This is a genomic window from Paenibacillus sp. P4_A7, assembly GCF_056402455.1.
This window is the reverse complement of sequence record NZ_JBFUHJ010000006.1, coordinates 38,015-56,146: the sequence shown is the minus strand read 5'-3', so window position 1 is coordinate 56,146 and position 18,132 is coordinate 38,015. Positions and strand designations below refer to the sequence as shown.

Below are 18,132 nucleotides of genomic sequence, written 5' to 3'. Positions count from 1 at the left end.
CAGAGTTTATTGATAGATTAATACATTTAACCAAGTTTAAATATTTTCTTATATTTTTTGAAAACTTATCCCCATAATCAACATTAACAACTGCAAACATAGAGATAAGCATACTTGCCAGGATTAAATACCTACTAACGTAATTGGACCAATTAAAAAAGACGATTATTATAAGTTATCTAAGTAAATATGTTTTATTCATCTCCAATCTCCTTTTTTACCCATATTAACCATAGACTGATTTGAGTCAGAAAAAGTTGCGAACATAGGAAGGGGGGAGATGCAAAGTTGGTGGTTTTAGGAGAAGGAGCGGTAAGACGCTTGAACGGATTCAGATTAAACTGAAAAAGCTGACACCAATAGAATATCGGTGTCAGCTTTCAGCCATATGGAGCAAACGAAAATGTAACCGATCCGATTAATGGATCACACTGCTTTTACTTCCACCTGCTTCTCTACCTGTCCATTATGTTCAATCGCGGCTTGAGCGGCGGCAATTCTAGCCATCGGAATTCGATATGGGGAACAGCTGACATAATCCAGTCCAGTTTGGTGGCAGAAAGCGATGGAATCCTTATCCCCTCCATGCTCCCCGCAAATTCCTGTTTTCAGTGATGGCTTCAAAGAGCGTCCTGCTGTCACAGCAAGATCGATTAATTGGCCTACCCCTTCAGTGTCAAGCACTTGAAATGGATTATGGGGCAAAAGTTTTTTGTCCAGGTAATGTGCTAAAAATTTACCCTCCGCGTCATCCCTGCTGTAGCCAAAAGTCATTTGCGTCAAATCATTGGTACCAAAAGAGAAAAAGTCTGCATGAGCTGCGATTTGCTTAGCCGTAAGGGCGGCACGCGGCACTTCGATCATAGTCCCAACCTTATACCTGCATTCTCTTTTTTTGTCCGCGCTGAGCACTTGTTCGGCCACTTCATCTACGAGCTCTCTCAATATTTTCAGCTCGCTCGCATCGCCGACAAGAGGGATCATAATTTCCGGATGTACAAAAATTCCCCTATCCATACATACGGATGCTGCCCTGAAAATAGCCTCGATTTGCATATCGTAGATTTCCGGGTAAACGATACCCAATCTACAGCCCCTATGACCAAGCATCGGATTGGATTCATGCAGGGCATTAACTTTGCGGATCATTTGCTGCAGCTGTACTCTTTCCTTGTCTGAATCCGCACTTTGAAGCTTGTGCTGCAGCTCGTTCACATTCGGCAAAAATTCGTGTAAAGGCGGATCAAGAAGCCGAACGGTGACAGGAAGTCCGTCCATAGCTTTAAAAATCCCCTCGAAATCGAATTGCTGCATAGGCAAAAGCTGATCCAGCGCCGTCTTGCGTTCCTCTAGCGAATCGGCCATAATCATTCTCTGCATCACCGTCAAACGAGATGGAGCGAAGAACATATGCTCCGTCCGGCACAATCCGATTCCCTCTGCTCCAAAGCCACGCGCTATTTCCGCGTCTTCTGGATTATCAGCATTAGCGTAAACACGTAATTTGCGGATTTCATCGGCCCATTGCAGGATCTCGAGAAGCTCATTCGTCACGGTTGCCTCTTTTAGAGGGATGGCGCCTTGGATAACCCTTCCGCTCACCCCATCCAATGTAATCCAGTCACCCTCTTCAATGATTCGTTCACCTGCAATCATCCGCTTTGCTTGCATATCAATATGCACACCTTCACAACCGCACACACAAGGCTTACCCATTCCTCGCGCCACAACTGCAGCGTGGCTAGTCATTCCTCCGCGGCTAGTAAGTACGCCCTCGGCTGCAAGTACGCCATGAATATCTTCTGGCGTCGTTTCAGAACGAACCAAAATCACCCTTTTACCCGATTTATTCCACTCATCTGCGGTATCCGCATCAAACGCGACGACACCGATCGCGGCTCCTGGGGAAGCCGGCAGTCCTACTGCTATCACGTCAGTAATTGCACTTTCGTCGATCCCCCTGTGCAGCAGCTGGTCGAGATGGGAAATTTCAATTCTTTGCAAGGCGTCCTCACGGCTAATCACACCTTCCGATACGAGGTCGACGGCAATTTTTAATGCCGCTTGAGCATTACGTTTTCCATTTCTCGTTTGAAGCACGTACAACTTCCCATTCTCAACCGTGAACTCTATATCCTGCATATCCGTGTAATGCAGTTCCAATTGCTTGCACACTCGATCAAGCTGGTCATACATTTCCGGCAGTTTGTCTTTTAATGTCTCAATGGTTTGCGGGGTTCTCACACCTGCAACTACATCTTCGCCTTGAGCATTGATGAGATATTCACCGAACACAGCATTGTCACCCGATGATGGGTTCCTTGTAAATACGACCCCAGTACCGCAATCTTCCCCCATATTGCCAAATACCATACTTTGCACATTGACAGCAGTTCCTTGTTCGTCAGGAATACGATTGATTTTACGGTAGACTTGCGCCCGATGGTTATGCCATGATTTGAAAACTGCTTTCACAGCCAAGGTAAGCTGATCGTGCACATCTTGCGGGAAATCAACTCCTGAATACAGCTTTACGCACTTTTTGTATTCGGAAATGAGCTGCAGCCAACCCTCAGCAGTAACCTCTTGATCCTGCAGGATGCCGAGATTTTTTTTCACTCGATTCAAGAGGCGCTCGAACTGAAAGGCCTCAATGCCCATAACGACACTGCCGAACATCTGAATCAACCGTCGGTAACAATCATAAGCGAATCGATCATTATTGGTTAATGCCGCTAACCCTTCCACCGTCTCGTCGTTTAATCCCAGATTTAGAATCGTGTCCATCATACCAGGCATAGAGGTTACCGATCCCGATCGAACAGATATTAGGAGCGGATGAGACGGGTCGCCAAACCTTTGACCCTTCTCACTTTCGAGCTGCTTCAAACCGAAGTTAATTTGTACTTGAAGATCATCTGTTATTCGATTGCCAGAATGAAAGAAAGCGTGACATGCATCGGTCGTGATGGTGAAACCAGGAGGAACGGGCAGACCTGTACGAGTCATTTCCGCTAAGTTCGCACCTTTACCTCCCAGCAAAGCTTTCATTTTCGCGTTTCCTTCGGCAAAAGAATATACCATTTTCATTGTCATTTTGTATCGTCCTCCTTAGTCTTACCTAAGCATTCCTCATTATTGCAAATGACATAAAACTTTTTTAGACGGTTCGTCGGCAGGGTATATAAAACCTCATTGCATATCTTACAAATGACCATTCCTAACTCATTTTTGGTTACGCCATCTTGATTACGCATTTTTCTCCCCCTTTTAGATGCCGCCTTTCATCTTCCGCGATCAAACGAGTGACATCGATGACTCGACTGGCATATGCCCATTCATTGTCGTACCAAGCTAATAATTTCACCTGATCCTCTTGTATCATGATGCTTAGCCCATCAACTACAGCCGATTTATCATTACCGATATAATCCGAAGAAACCAACGGCAGCTCGTTATAACCGACGTATGCGCCGAGCTCTCCAGTAATCGCTGTTTGAATGGCTTTCTTTACATCCGCTACCTGTACCGGGCTCTTTAAAACAAGCTGTAAATCCAACAAAGAGACATCTTGAGTCGGAACGCGTACAGAAATTCCTTTCATATGCGGAGCAAGCCCAGGAAGTACGTCGATTAAAGCCTTACTCACTCCCGTAGAAGTTGGAATGATGGAACTTGTACAGGAACGCGCACGACGCAAATCTTTATGTGGATTGTCCATATGATTCTGATCGTTGGTATAGGCGTGTACAGAAGTCATCCATCCCCGTTTCACACCGAAAGCATGATCCATAATATTTAGAACCGGTGCCAAACAGTTCGTTGTGCACGAGGCAGCCGATAGCAATCGATGCCTTGACGGATCGTACAGCTTCTCATTGACCCCCATCACGATTGTCAAATCTACATCTTTTCCTGGTGATGTTAAAAGCACCCTTTGAGCTCCGGATGACAAGTGTTTTTCCATCGCAAGACGGTCGGTAAATTTTCCAGTCGAGTCGATGACGAGTTCAACGCCATACTCATTCCAAGGAATTAAACTGGGATCTCTCTCCGATACGATGGATATTCGATTGCCGTTAATCACTAATTGGTCTTTATTGATCTCGATGTCTGCATCCCATTTGCCATGAACAGAATCGTATTGAAGTAAATGTGCCAATGTATGAATCGAGCAAGTCGTGTTAATGACAGTCAATTCAAAATTTCTTGACTTTAGCGACAATGCTTTACGAATACATAACCTGCCTATTCGTCCTGTTCCACTGAGACCAACTCGCAATCGCTTATCCCCCTCTATATGTTATGTACTAATTATATTTATGAGTCATAAATAAATCAATAGGTAACTTTATTCAATATTTATGAGTCATATAAAATGAATAATTTGAATTATGAGTAATAAAGTGTCTATCCCTGATCATAAATAAAAAATAGAGCCACCCTTGGGTGACTCCTGTCTCCGTATTAAATATGCGATAATGGGTGCGAAAACATCCGAAATTACTTACGGGAAAGCTCTATCAATCTTATTTTCAGGTTTCGAAACCGGCTTCTTGCAGCATCCGCTCAAGAATGACCCGCGCCTCCGCCACCCGTTCTTCCAACGTGTCGAACAGTAATCCGGCTCCGAACATTCCGACTGCGCCATCAAGTCGTTCCACGATTACGGGGCCGGCGAAGCCAGCTTCGCGTAGCGTTGCGAACATGGCCGGGAAGTTGGCGTCTCCTTCTCCCATAATAGGAAAGTTTGCCTCCGCGCGTGCACCCTTATGATCTTTCGCGATGAACGATACGGTCTGCTCCGCGATGAGGGGTAAATCGTCAGAAGGCTCGATGCCTTCGTAGAAACGGACGTTGCCGGGATCGTAAGAAGCCTTCACATACGGTGAACCGATCGTTCGCAGCGTATCGGCAATTACGATCGCCGACGCCGTGTTGCCCGTATGCGGTTTGATCGTGACGATGAGTCCATGCTTGCCCGCTTCCTCGCCCACTTCGCGAAACTTTGCAGCAAAGTCGGAGTTTATCGGCTTCATCTCCTCATCCGTTATCAGCTCACTCGGAAAGTTACGGTAACTCGTCGTGCCGAGCGACAGCAATTCCTGCGCGCCGATCGCTTGCGCGAACGCCATTCGCTGCCTTGCTAGTTCAATCGGACGGCCAGGAGCCAAGACGTCCGTGCTAACAAGCGTCACCGGTTCTAGTCCGTATCGCTCCAGCAAACGGTTGATTCTCGCGGCTTCTCCCGCCGCGCCGTCGTCGAAAGCCGGCTTACCTTCATGAGGCAAGCCGAACGATACATAGCGGTATCCGGCACGAGTGATGCTTTCCAACGACCGCTCGAAAGAATGCTCGTTATATATCCAGGTCATACACGCCAATTTAACTTTCTGCTTCATGGCTGCGCCTTGCCTTCTGCCCGTATCACGCTTCCCAGGGCGGAGTAATCAACTTGCACTTCCCTGCGCTCCTTGAGCGAGCGATACGCCGCTTCAGATACGGCAATGACGCGCAACCCGTCCGTCAGAGAGATAAGGGGCGGCTTATCGTCGCGAATGCATTCGATAAAGTGAGAGTTCAGACGAACCCACATGTCATTGTCTGCAAAGGTCGTAGTCCGTCCTGGCCCATCGTCGTCTTTCTCCAATAATTCCCCATTGTTGTTGACCACGGTTAGTTTCTCCGTTGCCACGCCCGTGATATCATATTCGACGCGGGTCACCCATGGCGTGCTGACCTGTCCGATCCCTCCGTTCGCGAAACGAAGCGATACGGTAAACGCATCCGCAACGCTGCCCGGCGGAAGCAGGTACGTTCCCCCGTAAGCGAAAACCGATTCGATCTCACCGCACATCCACATAAACAGATCGTAATCGTGAGATCCATGGGAGAAAATCGGTCCTTTCGCAGTTTCGTCGTCGAAATACCAACTCGGCGTATCGTAATAATGATCGCGGTATTTATCGTATACCCGCTGATTCGGATCGAGAAAATGAGTGCGCATCGACCAAGCTTGAATCGGTTTGCCGGAGCTCTCGCGCGAGACGACTTGCTTCATCGCTTTATACACGGGCGAGAAGCGAAGCGGATATCCGACCATCGCTTTCAAATGCGGATGATTCATGCCCGCCTCAACGATCTCGACCGCATCGGCCATCGAGGTGGCAATCGCCTTCTCTAGAAATAAATGCTTACCCGACTCCAGAACCGCCTTAGAAGCTTCTACATGCAGATGGTCGGGGGTCGCCACCCACACCGCATCCAAATCCTGTTCCAGCAACGACTCGTACGAATCGTATACGATAGCTCCAACTTCGGTTGCAAGCACCTCGGCTTTAGTACGCGTCCGGTTGTGAACGGCTGCAACTTCGACTCCCGGTAATGCATGCAATGTCCGTGCGTGCAAGGATCCCATCAGCCCACAGCCGATAATGCCTACTTTTATAGTCATCACTCACTTCTCCTTCTTGTCTTATAAACTCACTTGTACTCCCATACTACTTGACATCGCCCAGATCGTCCGATGCGATCTTAGCGCTTCATTCCCGTCCGTTTCAGGCCGTTTCCCAGATTCAATGCATTGCAGAAAGTGATCGATTTCAAACGCGACATTCGTATCGATACTCATTTTTAGCTCCGTCGAGCGCTCGAACAACGTTGTCGTCCCCTTATCCGTTACGGCCTCAACAGACCACAGATCTCTGCTCAATTGCAGCATGCCTTCCGTCAAATGGATTTGGCACAAGGCTGGCGGATTTGTGTACTTCATTCCCCAACTGCTGACCAAATGGGCAAGCGCGCCGCTTTTGAATTGGATGATTCCATGAGACGTCCCTTCGCCCTCCATCCATTCCGTTCCGACCCTTGTTCCGAATTGAGCAACGCTTGCAGGCTCTCCTAGCAAGTACAACAAGATGTCGATGTAATGGCAGCCGTGGCTGAACAAGACGCCTCCGCCCAGCTTCTCTTTGCTGGCAAACCATGACCCCGGCATCGGTTCCAAGAAGCCCTGCACCCAAACTTGCGCGCTGATCGGGTTTCCGTACTTACCGCTGTCAACCGCTTCCTTCAATTTCCGAATCGCAGGCAAGTATCTAACGACATAGGCCATCATGAGCGTCACGCCATTACGATCGGCGGCGTCGATGATGCTGAGACAATCTTCCTCAGAGTTCGCGAGAGGTTTTTCCAGTAGGACATGTTTGCCGGCAGCGATCGCCTGAAGAGCTTGCGGCGCATGTAGATGATGCGGAGTGCACAAACTCACGGCATCGACATCATCCAGGATTTTCGTCCAATCAGTCGTATAATTACAACCGAGCTCTTCCGCCGTTTTCGCCGCTTTACCCTCATCCAGATCGACCACCCAGCGCTAATCCGAACGGTCCGCCTTCTTGAATGCATGCGCGTGGGCAAGCCCCATATTCAATCCTATGACAGCTGTACGAATTTTCCCCAAAGCCCTCTCCTCCTATCGATTCAAAACAGTTCTCACCGTTATCATACTGGCACATCGGAATGAAAAGCTTTGGCCAAAACGATTTTATATTTGCATTTTTGTAATTCGTTTGCACTTTTATTGACATATCAAATCGCCCAATTTACTATGAAGGTGCGAAATACAAAAACGTTAAAAGGAAGGTCGCGTATGGGGAAAACGCGTTATCGGTTTATCAAGCTGAAAGAGCAAATTTCGATCGATAAAATTTACTCCATCCATTACAACGAATTTAATAAAGACTTCGTATACAGCGGCGAACAGCATAACTTCTGGGAATTTCTATATGTGGACAAAGGCGAGGTTGAGATTACGACCGATTTTGCTTCTTTCCATCTCATCCAAGGAGACATGATCTTCTATTCACCAAACGAATTTCATAGTCTGAAGTGCAACCGCAGAACCCCGCCGAATACGTTTATCGTTGCGTTCGGTTGCAAGTCGGAAGCGATGCGATTTTTCACGCATAAGACGCTGCGTCTCGGCAACGAAGAACGACAACAACTCTCGTTGCTTATGGAGGAAGCCGATAAGCTGTTTCTTCTACCGGTCAACAAGACGTCCACCAAATCAAGGCCGGATGTTCCGTTTAATCCGCTCACCCGTAAGGATAAACCGGATTTCGGCGCCGAGCAGCTCGTTAAGATTTACTTGGAGGCACTGCTGATTCGACTTATCCGCCGCAATCAAGATCAGACGACAAAGCCAAAGCTCTCTTCGGTATCTGCGGAGAAAGGACAGTGCGACCTCGTCAATCGAATCGTCAAATACTTAGACGCCCACCTACCAGAGCATCCATCTCTTGATACGTTATCCACCGAATTCACCCTTAGCAAGTCCTATCTTCGCTCCTTATTCCGCAACCATACCGGTTGCGGCGTAATGGAATACGTCGTGCGATTGAGGATCGAACGGGCCAAGCTGCACATCCGCGAGGAGACGTACAACATGACGCAAATCGCCGAACGGCTCGGCTATAAAAGCCTTCATTATTTCTCGCGCCAGTTCAAGCTTGCAACCGGCATGTCGCCGTCGGAGTATTCCAAAACGGTGCAGGCACAAGCGTAGGAGGTTAGTCTGGCTTGATTGATAAATAATCGTAATGCGATCAGGCTACGGATTTATTACGGTTAACATAAAGGCTCAAATATAAAATTTTTTATTTACAAATTTTAGTCCGTCAGTTACCATTCAATTATTGAAACATTGGTTTTGTTAGATAAAACTGATTATGCGAGAGGAGGCTGCTAAACGTGCAACAAAATCGACAACCGTGGACGTCCCTAGAAACCCCCACAGTACTGGTAGACCTTGATACTTTGGATAGAAACCTAAGGCATACCGCGGAATTGGCACGCCAGGCCGGCGTAAAGCTGCGACCGCATTTCAAAACGCATAAAAGCATTTGGATTGCCAAAGAGCAGATCCGTTATGGCGCATGCGGGATCACGGTTGCCAAGCTTGGGGAGGCTGAGGTGTTAGCGGAAGCAGGTATCACCGACTTCCTCATCGCTTTTCCGATTGTAGGCGAGGCGAAGCTAAAGAGATTGGCCCGGCTTATGGAGCGTGCCAACGTCATCGTCAGCACCGATAACGTACAGGTAGCACAAGGACTCTCACTCTTAGGACACTCGATTGGCAAGAACATTAAGCTGTATATCGACGTTAATACCGGACTGAACCGCTGTGGGAAAGAGCCAGGCGAAGAAACAGTCCAGCTCGTTCAAGAAATCGCAGCACTCCCTTATGTGCATGTAGTCGGGTTGATGACGCACGGTGGATTTGCCTATGGGAAAAAGTCGCAGGACCAAGTACGAGATGCAGCCAAGATTGAAGCGGAAGGCCTTGTCCGCACCAAACATCTTCTCGAGCAATTAGGAATTTCTATCGAAGAAATCAGCGTCGGCTCCACGCCTACTTCCAAGTTTATTGGCGAAATTGACGGCGTAACCGAAATTCGTCCGGGAGCGTATGTATTCGGTGACATTTCTCAGCTGGCGATTGGTGTAATCACTCCAGAAGAATGTGCCATGCACGTGTTAGCCACAGTCGTCAGTACTCCGCGAAAGGGAACCGTGATCATCGATGCCGGCTCAAAAACATTCAGCAGTGACGTCAGTACACATATGCCCGGACACGGTATTTCGCGCGATTACCCCGGCGTGTATGTGGAGCGGTTGAGCGAGGAACACGGAATTGTACATGTGCCAGAAGGTGTCCAATTTGAAATCGGCGACCAGCTGTTGTTCCTTCCCAATCATTGCTGCACAACGACGAACCTCCACGATGAGTTGCAAGGAGTTCGTGGAGAGCAGATAGATCGTAAGATTAGCGTCGATGCGCGCGGCAAGATTCGTTAACTATTCAATGAGATCGAAAGGATGATTATTTTATGTCAAAAGCTATCCATGTTGAGAATGCACCACAATTTCCGCTACCCTTCTCTCATGCCATCCGTTCCGGCGATTTTGTGTATGTGTCAGGTCAAGTGGGCGTTGACCCTGTAACGAGAGAGGTCGTCGGGGATACGATTGAAGCGCAAACCCGGCAGTGCCTGCATAATATTGAAATCATACTCGAGAAGACAGGGCTTACGCTTGACCATGTCATAAAATCAAATGCTTATGTCAGTCGAACCGAAGACTTCCCTGGTTACAACAAAACATACGCCGAAGTGTTCAACTCGCCTTATCCAGCCAGAACGACAGCACCAGTTGATTTGGGCGCTTATTTGGTAGAAATCGACGTTGTTGCATATGCTCCCGCCAAGCGGGAATAAGTAGGCTGACGAGGGAGAGATCAGACATTGCGAATGAGTCGAGAGGAAATATCACTATCGATTAATCGGTGGATGATGGAAAATGAATCGGAGTCACTAGCGTTTGCTTCCAAGCTGGTGCAAATTGAAAGTGTCAATCATCCTCCAACCGGCAATGAAGCGGAATATCAGCATTTCATCGCGGAATGGATGCGATCACAAGAAGCCGAAGTCGATCTGTATGAACTTTCTGAGGTTCCTGGCTTGCGGGAGCATCCCGCCTATATGGATTCACGCAACTATAACAATCGACCGAATGTTGTCGGACGGTATTTCGGCGGCGGTCAAGGACGATCCTTGATGTTCTCCGGGCATGCCGATACCGTCTATGAAGGAACTGAAGCATGGACCCATCCCCCCTTCTCCGGGACAATAGATTCTGGCAAGTTGTACGGTCGAGGAGCGTACGATATGAAAGGCGGCATGGCTGCCGCATTGATGGCGGTCAAATGTTTGCAAGCGCTTAATATCCCGATTGCAGGAAATGTATTTGTCGAAAGCGTTGTGGACGAGGAGCACGGAGGCGCCAACGGCACTCTGGCAGGGCGGCTTCGCGGACCAAATCCGGATATGGCGATCATTCCGGAGCCTTCGAACATGAAGCTTTATCCGGCTCACCTCGGAGGCGGTATCTGGAAAGCCACTTTCACCGGTCGCAGCGGAATCGGCTTCGCAGGTGAAGAACTGGTGAGTGCACTCGAAGCAACGATCGATTTCGCAAATCTTCTTCGTGCTTATGATGCCTACCGTAAGGAAAGTTTAGAAGTACCGGCGTGGTGGAATGGAGCTCGGAAAGCGGAAGTGACCCTTCTAACGATTAGTTCCGGAGACGTGAATCGCGAGCTGCAAGAGAAGCTCCCTGCAACCGGAGAAGTGAATTTCTGGATTGAAGGCTATCCGGGAATGACCGGCGATGAGGTTATCGCGGATCTATGGACCTTTTACGAAACTCAGCTTTCTAAATATCCGCTGCTGCAAAAGTGCAAACCGCAGATTCGACCCTTAATCCGCTATTTGTCCGCCAGCGAAATGAAGGCCGACGATAAGACCGCTCGGTTTCTGAAGCTGACTGCCGATTGCGGTGCAAAGGTACTCGGTCACAACCCCGAGCCTCCAACAGGGGCACCTTTTGCCTGCGATGGTTTTATGTTTAACTTGTTCAGCCATACGCCGGCGCTAGTGCTTGGTCCGAGCGGGGGCAACGCGCATGCGGCAGATGAATATCTCGATATCACTTCTTATAGTACGTTGATTCGATGGTATGCTGAAATAATAGTTGATTGGTGTGGGATCTTAGAAGAAGACGTGTGAGTCGGTCATTCACACGAACCAATAAACGAACACACACAAACCAATAAACGAAATAAGGAGGTTAATAGGTTGAGACTGTTAGAAAAAGTCGTGCTCGTGACTGGTGGGTCTCAAGGAATTGGCCGGGCAATTGCCATCCGGTTTGCAGCTGAAGGCGCGAAAGTCGCCGTTACCGGTCTCGACAAAAAAGCGCTAGAAGATACTGCCGCTTATATAACTAACCTTGGAGGCCAAGCGATTGCCATCGAAGCGGATGTACGATACCGATCAGATGTGGATCGAATGATCGATGATACATTGCAGGAGTGGGGACAGATCGATGCTCTCGTAAACAATGCGGGGGTCAATCGCACCGCGCCTTTCCTGGAAATCACAGAAGAGGATTGGGACTGGCATATGGACATTAACCTGAAGGGAACCTTCCTCGTCTCCCAACGCGTTGCCAAAGAGATGGTCAAGCAAGAAAACGGCGGCTCGATTATCCAGATGTCGAGTGTGAACGGGCTGTCGGCCGAAGCGGACCAAGCCCATTACAATGCGTCCAAAGGAGGCATTAATTTACTGGCAATGTCGATGGCTGTGGATTTGGCGCCGTACGGCATTCGCGTAAACTCACTTTGCCCTGGGTTTATCGAAACGCAGTTGACGAAGCCGCTCATCGACAATCCTCCTGCCATTGCAGAATACCTGAAATCAATTCCTATGAAGCGTGTTGGGCAACCTGAAGATATCGCTTCGGCTGCTTTGTTCATGGCTAGCGACGAATCGCGGTACATGACTGGACACTGCATGGTCATTGACGGAGGCCAACTCATTAAACTCTCTTAGTTGGGAAGTGTAGCATTGGAGAAAGACAAGCAGGATCGTTATTCGATCCACTCAATCGAGAAAGCATTGGATGTATTCGAGGTTTTATCCGTTCACGATTCATTGAGCTTGATAGAACTGGCAGAACTGGTTAACCAACCGAAATCGTCGTTATACCGAATCATCCTGACATTAGAAAAACGCGGATTCATTGCCCGCAGCGAAGAAGACGGCAAATACTGCTTGGGGTACAAGCAGCTGATCATAACGAAAAACCTGCTGGAGCGAAGCTCTTTACGCAATGCCGCTATAACGGAAATGAACAATCTGGTCGAAAAATATGGCGACACGGTCAACCTTTGCGTACTTATGGAGCAAGAAATTTTGTATGTAGAGATCATTGAAGGAACCTATGCTCTTCGGATGTCGGACAAGGTCGGCTCTAAGTCCCCTTTCCATGCTACCGCAACAGGCAAAGTAATTGCCGCGTTTCTCCGGGAAGATCAAGTAAGGGATATGATTACAGCAAAAGGCCTCCCTCGGCTGACACCTAACACCATTACCGAAGAAAGCTCATTCTTTAAAGAACTGGCACAAATAAGTGAACAAGGCTTTGCGGTTGATATGGAGGAAATAACGCAAGGAGCACGGTGTATCAGCGCTCCTATTTTCGAAATGTTTGGTTACGTCGCAGGTGCAATCAGCATATCTGGAGCCGTTCACCGATTTCCGAATGAACAGCTCCCCGAAATCGCGGCATCCGTGGTGGAAGCCGGCCGCGTCATTTCGCAGAAGCTGGGATATCTCTCTGTGAAGTGAGTGGAGTGAACAAGCGTAAACGGCTGTCGCCGTCCTCTGGCGGTAATAGCTCGTTTCGCGGTGAAATATAGGCATGAGTATTAAAGTGAAACTTATACTTTCCTATATTTTAAGAAGAAACGACTTCGTCGTCCTTATCTAAGGACGATCGGTTTCTCGAAAAAATATAGGCATGAGTATAATAGTGAAACTTATCCTTTCCTATATTTTGAAAAACGCAGCCTCTAATGAGGCTGCGACTGCGTTGCGATAACGTGACGCTCAATGCCAGCATAATCGCTAATGATGCGGATGTCATCCCACGCATTCATACTTCGCATTAGCTCGGCAACAATACGCGGCTGGCCAATGCCAAGCTCAAAAGCTACAATGCGCGGCATTTGTGTGAGCAGCGTAAGCTGCTCAAGCATACGGCGATACGGCACAAGCCCGTCCGCCCCACCATCCAGCGCGAGGTGCGGCTCAAAGTCGCGCACTTCGCGCTGCAGGTCTAGCATATCCGCCGCCGGTATATACGGCGGATTGGATACGAGCACGTCGATGCGAATGCCGACGTGCGAGGCAGTGCCTTGGTCGTGCCGAGGCAGGAACGGCACGAGTAGGTCGCCCTGCACGAATATGATCCGGTCCGCCGCTTCATGGCGGGCCGCATTCGTGCGGGCGACTGCCAGCGCCTCCGGCGATAGATCGGACGCGCACACGCGCCAAGCGTGACGCTGCGAAGCTAGCGTCACGGCGATGGCGCCGCTGCCTGTGCCGACGTCTACAACTGTCGGCACTTCCCCACTAGCAGATGGCCAAAGTCGATCTGCCTCCTCAATCACCGCTTCAACGAGCAGCTCCGTTTCGGGGCGCGGAATAAGCACCGCTGGTGACACTGCAAACGGGCGATCGTAGAACCACTGCTCCCCGATCATATACTGAACCGGCTCTCCCATCGCCTTGCGACGCACAAGCCGTTCCCATTCTTCTATTTTTCCGGCCGGAAATGGCTCACTACCATCACGAAGAAGCATAGCCCTATTAATACCAAGCACGTGCATAAGCAGCAGCTCCGCATTGTTACGCGGCTCTTCCACCGCCTCGGCCTTCAACAACAAAGTCGCACGCATGCAAGCCTCCCTGATCGTTAACGGCCACGCAAACCATTGCCCATCCTTTGACTCACTCATTCGATCAGCACCCCATTCCGTCCAATTATCATACACTCACCACTATATAAGCCTTGAATTTTAACTACTATATCCAGCCCTCAGCACTGCCTGTCACCCGAGGCTTCAACTTAATTATTTTCTTATAATCAATTTTCCAGCTAACTGCATCCCCTAATCCCGCTTCAATGAATCGCCCACGATTTAGGGCAACTAATACCAGTTCTAGTACCTATATGTACCTGATCAAAACAAAGCGCCGGATCACTGCTTGCATATAGCAAACAGCAGCCCAGCGCATTTCATGTTAAGTCATATCACGTTCCATAATATCGGCTTGCTCAGCAATCGTGAGCGACGAAATAATTTCCGAAATATCACCGTTCATTACCGATTCAAGCTTATGAAGCGTCAATCCGATCCGATGATCCGTAACACGGCTTTGCGGGAAATTGTACGTACGAATACGTTCACTGCGATCTCCCGTACCTACCTTGCTCTTCCGTTCGCCAGCATACTTCGCTTCTTCCTCTTGACGGCGAACATCCGATATTCGGGCACGAAGCACTGCGAGAGCCTTCGCTTTATTCTCATTTTGTGACTTACCATCCTGACAAGTCGCCATGATACCCGTTGGCACGTGCAATACCCGAACGGCCGACTTCGTCGTATTAACGGATTGACCGCCCGCTCCACTGGAACAGAACGTATCCACACGAATATCTTTATCGAAAATTTCAATCTCAACATCTTCAACTTCCGGCATAACCGCAACCGTTGAGGTCGATGTATGAATACGTCCGCCCGACTCCGTTACTGGAATACGCTGCACGCGATGTGCACCGCTCTCGAACTTCAGCTTGCTGTAGGCGCCTTTGCCCTGAACCATGAAGATAACCTCTTTGAAGCCGCCAACGTCATTCTCACTAAAGTCCATCAATGAAACACGCCAGCCTTGCGTATCCGCAAATTTCGTATACATACGATATAGCTCATACGCGAACAAAGCAGCTTCATCACCACCCGCAGCACCGCGAATTTCAACGATAACGTTCTTATCATCATTCGGGTCCTTCGGCAGCAAAACAATGCGAATTTGCTCATCGAGCTCAGCCTGACGCTGACTCAATTCGTCAATTTCCATTTTCACCATTTCACGCATTTCATCATCAAGCTTTTCCGCTTGCATCAGCTTAGCCTCATCAAGCTGCTCTGTTACTTGTTTATATTCCGTAAAGGCATTATACGCCTCTTGTAAATCCGACTGTTCCTTGGAGAGCTCTCTAAGTCGCTTGGGATCACTAGATACATCTGGATCACACAAAAGCTCACTCAGCTTCTCATACCGGTCTGCGAGCGCTTGTAAACGGTCAAACACGATCATTCACCTCTGTTTATTCCATTAGGATATTGTTCATTATAGCATAATTGCGCCGTTGTATCGACAACTGGTTTCGATTTACAGCTGGATACTTTCAGATCCCGCTCCAACTCTTTTTCTCACAAAAAAAGTTAGTTGCACGCTCTACTCTTCATATGCTAATAATCTTCCGTTTGCTACAAGCTTCTATTCAGCAACAAAGCCCCGTAAGCGCATAAATATGCACTTCCAGGGCTATTGCATGACTTATTCGGTCATTTAAACGTTAAAACGGAAATGGATAACGTCGCCATCACGAACGACATAATCTTTGCCTTCAAGACGAACTTGCCCCTTTTCACGAGCCGCTCCCATATTGCCTGCTGCTGATAGGTCTTCAAAGGACACAACCTCTGCACGAATAAATCCGCGCTCAAAATCAGTATGGATAACACCAGCAGCTTGTGGAGCTTTCGTTCCGCTGCGAATTGTCCAAGCCCGAACTTCTTGTACACCAGCAGTAAAATACGTATATAGACCAAGCAGCTTGTACGCAGCACTAATCAAACGATTCAAACCTGACTCCGACATGCCTAGCTCTTCGATAAACATTTCTTTGTCTTCGCCCTCAAGCTCAGCAATTTCTGCTTCAACTTTCGCGCTGATCGGCACTACTTCTGCACCTTCAGTAGCAGCAAATTCACGCACTCTTTGCACGTATTCATTATCATCAGAATTGGAAACCTCATCTTCACTCACGTTAGCCGCATACAAAACCGGTTTCATCGTAAGCAAATGCAGATCACGAACAAGCAGCTTCTCATCATCGCTTAGCTCTAAACTGCGAGCAGGCAAATCATTGTACAAAGCTTCTTTAATACGCTCAAGCACTTCTATTTCTTGGGCAACCTTTTTGTCGCCGCCCTTTAGGTTTTTGCGTGAACGATCGATTTTTTTGTCAACCGAATCAATATCAGCTAAGATTAGCTCCAAATTAATGGTTTGGATATCGCTAATTGGATCCACTTTACCGGAAACATGCGTAATGTTCTCATCTTGGAAGCAACGTACAACATGAACAATGGCATCTACCTCACGGATATGCGCCAAAAACTTGTTGCCTAGCCCTTCACCTTTGCTCGCACCTGCAACCAGACCGGCAATATCAACAAATTCAAAAGCCGTTGGAACGATACTTTTTGGAACAACAAGCTCAACCAGCCTATTTAGACGTACGTCAGGCACTTCAACAACGCCTACGTTCGGATCAATTGTACAAAATGGATAGTTAGCAGACTCTGCGCCCGCTTGCGTTATCGCGTTAAATAATGTCGACTTACCGACATTAGGAAGACCTACAATCCCTGCTTTCAATGCCATGCTATTAGACACCCCTATTTTCCCGAAAGTAAACAACTTCAGCTATTATACCCTAGCAACCCCCACATTGAAAGCACTAAGGCTAACAGCATGCACTTTTAAACGAACTTCTAGCCTTTTATGTGCTTATTAAATGAAACGTTTTTTATTTCATGTATCAATTATTCACCTCTAATTCACAACAATAATAAACTCCAAAACAGAGCTTCCTTTCATTTTGGGCAGCAGATCAGAATGGTTTACGCGCCTAAGGAAATACTACAGCATGAACAAGTTTAGATTTATGATACTGATTTGAAACGTAAAGCAGTCGCGTCCTTTTAAGTTTTTTTTGCACATGAACAAACCACACTATATTAGGAGGTTTTTCTTTTGGAAAATCAAAATCACAAAGGCAATTACAAAGGAACTACAAACATGAAGGCCAAAAATCAGGACATGGCTTTCGTCAACGATACCATTGAGGATAGCAAATCAGTCACCAATTACTCGTCAAAAAAGAAGAAAACTGATTAGTGCCGTGCGCCGTGCCATCTGCTCCTATCTCTAAAAAATGCTAACTATCGGTGGATATAATGTGGATACCGAACAAAGCAATATTAGAGAAAATATTTCATTTATAACTTTCAATTTGTTTCCTGAACTAAAGGGATAGTGAAGCAAAGACCAAGAAAGTACTCTTACAATATTTAACGCTCAGTAACACCGTAATAAAGTAACTCAGTAATTCAGTATCAACTTTTAAAAGGACAGTCTTCTAAGGCGTTAACCAGGTTTATGATCATGTTAATGGTCATGTTTATGGTCATGTTTATGATCCCGTGAACTCCCCCTTTCCGCTGAAGTATTCAGTCAAAATACGAGCAAGAAAACTGTAAGCATCATTTTGGTGCTTACAGTTCATTTTTAAGTTATTTTTAGAGCTGTAAGATCGATTTTCGTGTTTACAGACCGCTTTCGGCTAGGCAAATCGTAAATACCGACG

The 18,132-nt window shown here is 47.6% G+C and carries 17 protein-coding genes; 7 read left to right on the top strand and 10 right to left on the bottom strand.

The window, feature by feature from the left end:
* Nucleotides 1-426: 426 nt before the first annotated feature.
* From ppdK to AC1DWN_RS01935, 7 genes are all read right to left on the bottom strand, one after another.
* Entirely contained in the window at nucleotides 427-3,096 is a 2,670-nt protein-coding gene (ppdK, locus tag AC1DWN_RS01965; RefSeq protein WP_477557269.1) for a pyruvate, phosphate dikinase, read from the bottom strand.
* Nucleotides 3,093-3,257 carry a hypothetical protein gene (locus AC1DWN_RS01960; protein WP_477557268.1) on the bottom strand — a complete coding sequence of 55 codons (165 nt, stop codon included), beginning with the start codon at nucleotides 3,255-3,257 and terminating at the stop codon, nucleotides 3,093-3,095. The genes ppdK and AC1DWN_RS01960 overlap by 4 nt, the downstream gene beginning before the upstream one ends.
* Nucleotides 3,236-4,282, bottom strand: a complete 1,047-nt coding sequence (gene gap, locus AC1DWN_RS01955) for a type I glyceraldehyde-3-phosphate dehydrogenase (protein ID WP_477557267.1) — start codon at nucleotides 4,280-4,282, stop codon at nucleotides 3,236-3,238. The genes AC1DWN_RS01960 and gap overlap by 22 nt, the downstream gene beginning before the upstream one ends.
* Nucleotides 4,283-4,535: 253 nt before the next feature.
* Complete coding sequence (locus AC1DWN_RS01950; RefSeq protein WP_477557266.1) at nucleotides 4,536-5,402, bottom strand: sugar phosphate isomerase/epimerase family protein; 867 nt, start codon at nucleotides 5,400-5,402, stop codon at nucleotides 4,536-4,538.
* The gene (locus AC1DWN_RS01945) at nucleotides 5,399-6,454 is read right to left on the bottom strand and encodes a Gfo/Idh/MocA family protein (protein WP_477557265.1); all 1,056 of its coding nucleotides are present in this window, start codon (nucleotides 6,452-6,454) and stop codon (nucleotides 5,399-5,401) included. The genes AC1DWN_RS01950 and AC1DWN_RS01945 overlap by 4 nt, the downstream gene beginning before the upstream one ends.
* Nucleotides 6,455-6,475: 21 nt before the next feature.
* Nucleotides 6,476-7,369 carry a Gfo/Idh/MocA family protein gene (locus tag AC1DWN_RS01940; RefSeq protein ID WP_477557264.1) on the bottom strand — a complete coding sequence of 298 codons (894 nt, stop codon included), beginning with the start codon at nucleotides 7,367-7,369 and terminating at the stop codon, nucleotides 6,476-6,478.
* Nucleotides 7,353-7,589, bottom strand: coding sequence for a hypothetical protein (locus tag AC1DWN_RS01935; protein ID WP_477557263.1), 237 nt, complete (start codon nucleotides 7,587-7,589; stop codon nucleotides 7,353-7,355). The genes AC1DWN_RS01940 and AC1DWN_RS01935 overlap by 17 nt, the downstream gene beginning before the upstream one ends.
* A 62-nt stretch (nucleotides 7,590-7,651) precedes the next feature.
* Here AC1DWN_RS01935 and AC1DWN_RS01930 point away from each other — a divergent pair, with 62 nt between their 5' ends.
* The 6 genes from AC1DWN_RS01930 (at nucleotide 7,652) to AC1DWN_RS01905 (ending at nucleotide 13,256) form a co-directional block, all read left to right on the top strand.
* Complete coding sequence (locus tag AC1DWN_RS01930; RefSeq protein ID WP_477557262.1) at nucleotides 7,652-8,569, top strand: helix-turn-helix domain-containing protein; 918 nt, start codon at nucleotides 7,652-7,654, stop codon at nucleotides 8,567-8,569.
* 185 nt (nucleotides 8,570-8,754) lie between these two features.
* Nucleotides 8,755-9,861, top strand: a complete 1,107-nt coding sequence (locus tag AC1DWN_RS01925; RefSeq protein ID WP_477557261.1) for an alanine racemase — start codon at nucleotides 8,755-8,757, stop codon at nucleotides 9,859-9,861.
* Between the two features lie 32 nt (nucleotides 9,862-9,893).
* The gene (locus AC1DWN_RS01920; protein WP_477557260.1) at nucleotides 9,894-10,280 is read left to right on the top strand and encodes a RidA family protein; all 387 of its coding nucleotides are present in this window, start codon (nucleotides 9,894-9,896) and stop codon (nucleotides 10,278-10,280) included.
* Between the two features lie 33 nt (nucleotides 10,281-10,313).
* Entirely contained in the window at nucleotides 10,314-11,630 is a 1,317-nt protein-coding gene (locus AC1DWN_RS01915; protein ID WP_477557285.1) for a M20/M25/M40 family metallo-hydrolase, read from the top strand.
* Nucleotides 11,631-11,699: 69 nt separating this feature from the next.
* Nucleotides 11,700-12,458 carry an SDR family NAD(P)-dependent oxidoreductase gene (locus tag AC1DWN_RS01910; RefSeq protein ID WP_477557259.1) on the top strand — a complete coding sequence of 253 codons (759 nt, stop codon included), beginning with the start codon at nucleotides 11,700-11,702 and terminating at the stop codon, nucleotides 12,456-12,458.
* A gap of 15 nt (nucleotides 12,459-12,473) precedes the next feature.
* Nucleotides 12,474-13,256, top strand: coding sequence for an IclR family transcriptional regulator (locus AC1DWN_RS01905; RefSeq protein WP_477557258.1), 783 nt, complete (start codon nucleotides 12,474-12,476; stop codon nucleotides 13,254-13,256).
* 224 nt (nucleotides 13,257-13,480) lie between these two features.
* Here AC1DWN_RS01905 and prmC read toward each other — a convergent pair whose 3' ends face one another.
* The 3 genes from prmC to ychF form a co-directional block, all read right to left on the bottom strand.
* On the bottom strand, nucleotides 13,481-14,368 hold the full coding sequence (prmC, locus tag AC1DWN_RS01900; RefSeq protein ID WP_477557257.1) for a peptide chain release factor N(5)-glutamine methyltransferase: 888 nt from the start codon (nucleotides 14,366-14,368) through the stop codon (nucleotides 13,481-13,483).
* A gap of 346 nt (nucleotides 14,369-14,714) precedes the next feature.
* On the bottom strand, nucleotides 14,715-15,785 hold the full coding sequence (gene prfA / locus AC1DWN_RS01895; protein WP_477557256.1) for a peptide chain release factor 1: 1,071 nt from the start codon (nucleotides 15,783-15,785) through the stop codon (nucleotides 14,715-14,717).
* Nucleotides 15,786-16,046: 261 nt separating this feature from the next.
* Nucleotides 16,047-17,147: a redox-regulated ATPase YchF gene (ychF, locus tag AC1DWN_RS01890; protein WP_477557255.1), complete on the bottom strand. Its 1,101-nt coding sequence runs from the start codon at nucleotides 17,145-17,147 to the stop codon at nucleotides 16,047-16,049.
* A 372-nt stretch (nucleotides 17,148-17,519) separates the two neighbouring features.
* Here ychF and AC1DWN_RS01885 point away from each other — a divergent pair, with 372 nt between their 5' ends.
* Complete coding sequence (locus AC1DWN_RS01885) at nucleotides 17,520-17,663, top strand: hypothetical protein (protein ID WP_477557254.1); 144 nt, start codon at nucleotides 17,520-17,522, stop codon at nucleotides 17,661-17,663.
* Nucleotides 17,664-18,132: the final 469 nt, after the last annotated feature.

Coding starts and splice junctions, on each gene's coding strand:
- AC1DWN_RS01915 (WP_477557285.1), top strand. CDS start 10,314: ATGAGTCGAGAGGAAATATCACTATCGATTAATCGGTGGATGATGGAA.
- prmC (WP_477557257.1), bottom strand. CDS start 14,368: ATGCGTGCGACTTTGTTGTTGAAGGCCGAGGCGGTGGAAGAGCCGCGT.
- AC1DWN_RS01950 (WP_477557266.1), bottom strand. CDS start 5,402: ATGAAGCAGAAAGTTAAATTGGCGTGTATGACCTGGATATATAACGAG.
- AC1DWN_RS01935 (WP_477557263.1), bottom strand. CDS start 7,589: ATGTCAATAAAAGTGCAAACGAATTACAAAAATGCAAATATAAAATCG.
- AC1DWN_RS01945 (WP_477557265.1), bottom strand. CDS start 6,454: ATGACTATAAAAGTAGGCATTATCGGCTGTGGGCTGATGGGATCCTTG.
- AC1DWN_RS01960 (WP_477557268.1), bottom strand. CDS start 3,257: ATGCGTAATCAAGATGGCGTAACCAAAAATGAGTTAGGAATGGTCATT.
- ychF (WP_477557255.1), bottom strand. CDS start 17,147: ATGGCATTGAAAGCAGGGATTGTAGGTCTTCCTAATGTCGGTAAGTCG.
- AC1DWN_RS01930 (WP_477557262.1), top strand. CDS start 7,652: ATGGGGAAAACGCGTTATCGGTTTATCAAGCTGAAAGAGCAAATTTCG.
- AC1DWN_RS01920 (WP_477557260.1), top strand. CDS start 9,894: ATGTCAAAAGCTATCCATGTTGAGAATGCACCACAATTTCCGCTACCC.
- ppdK (WP_477557269.1), bottom strand. CDS start 3,096: ATGACAATGAAAATGGTATATTCTTTTGCCGAAGGAAACGCGAAAATG.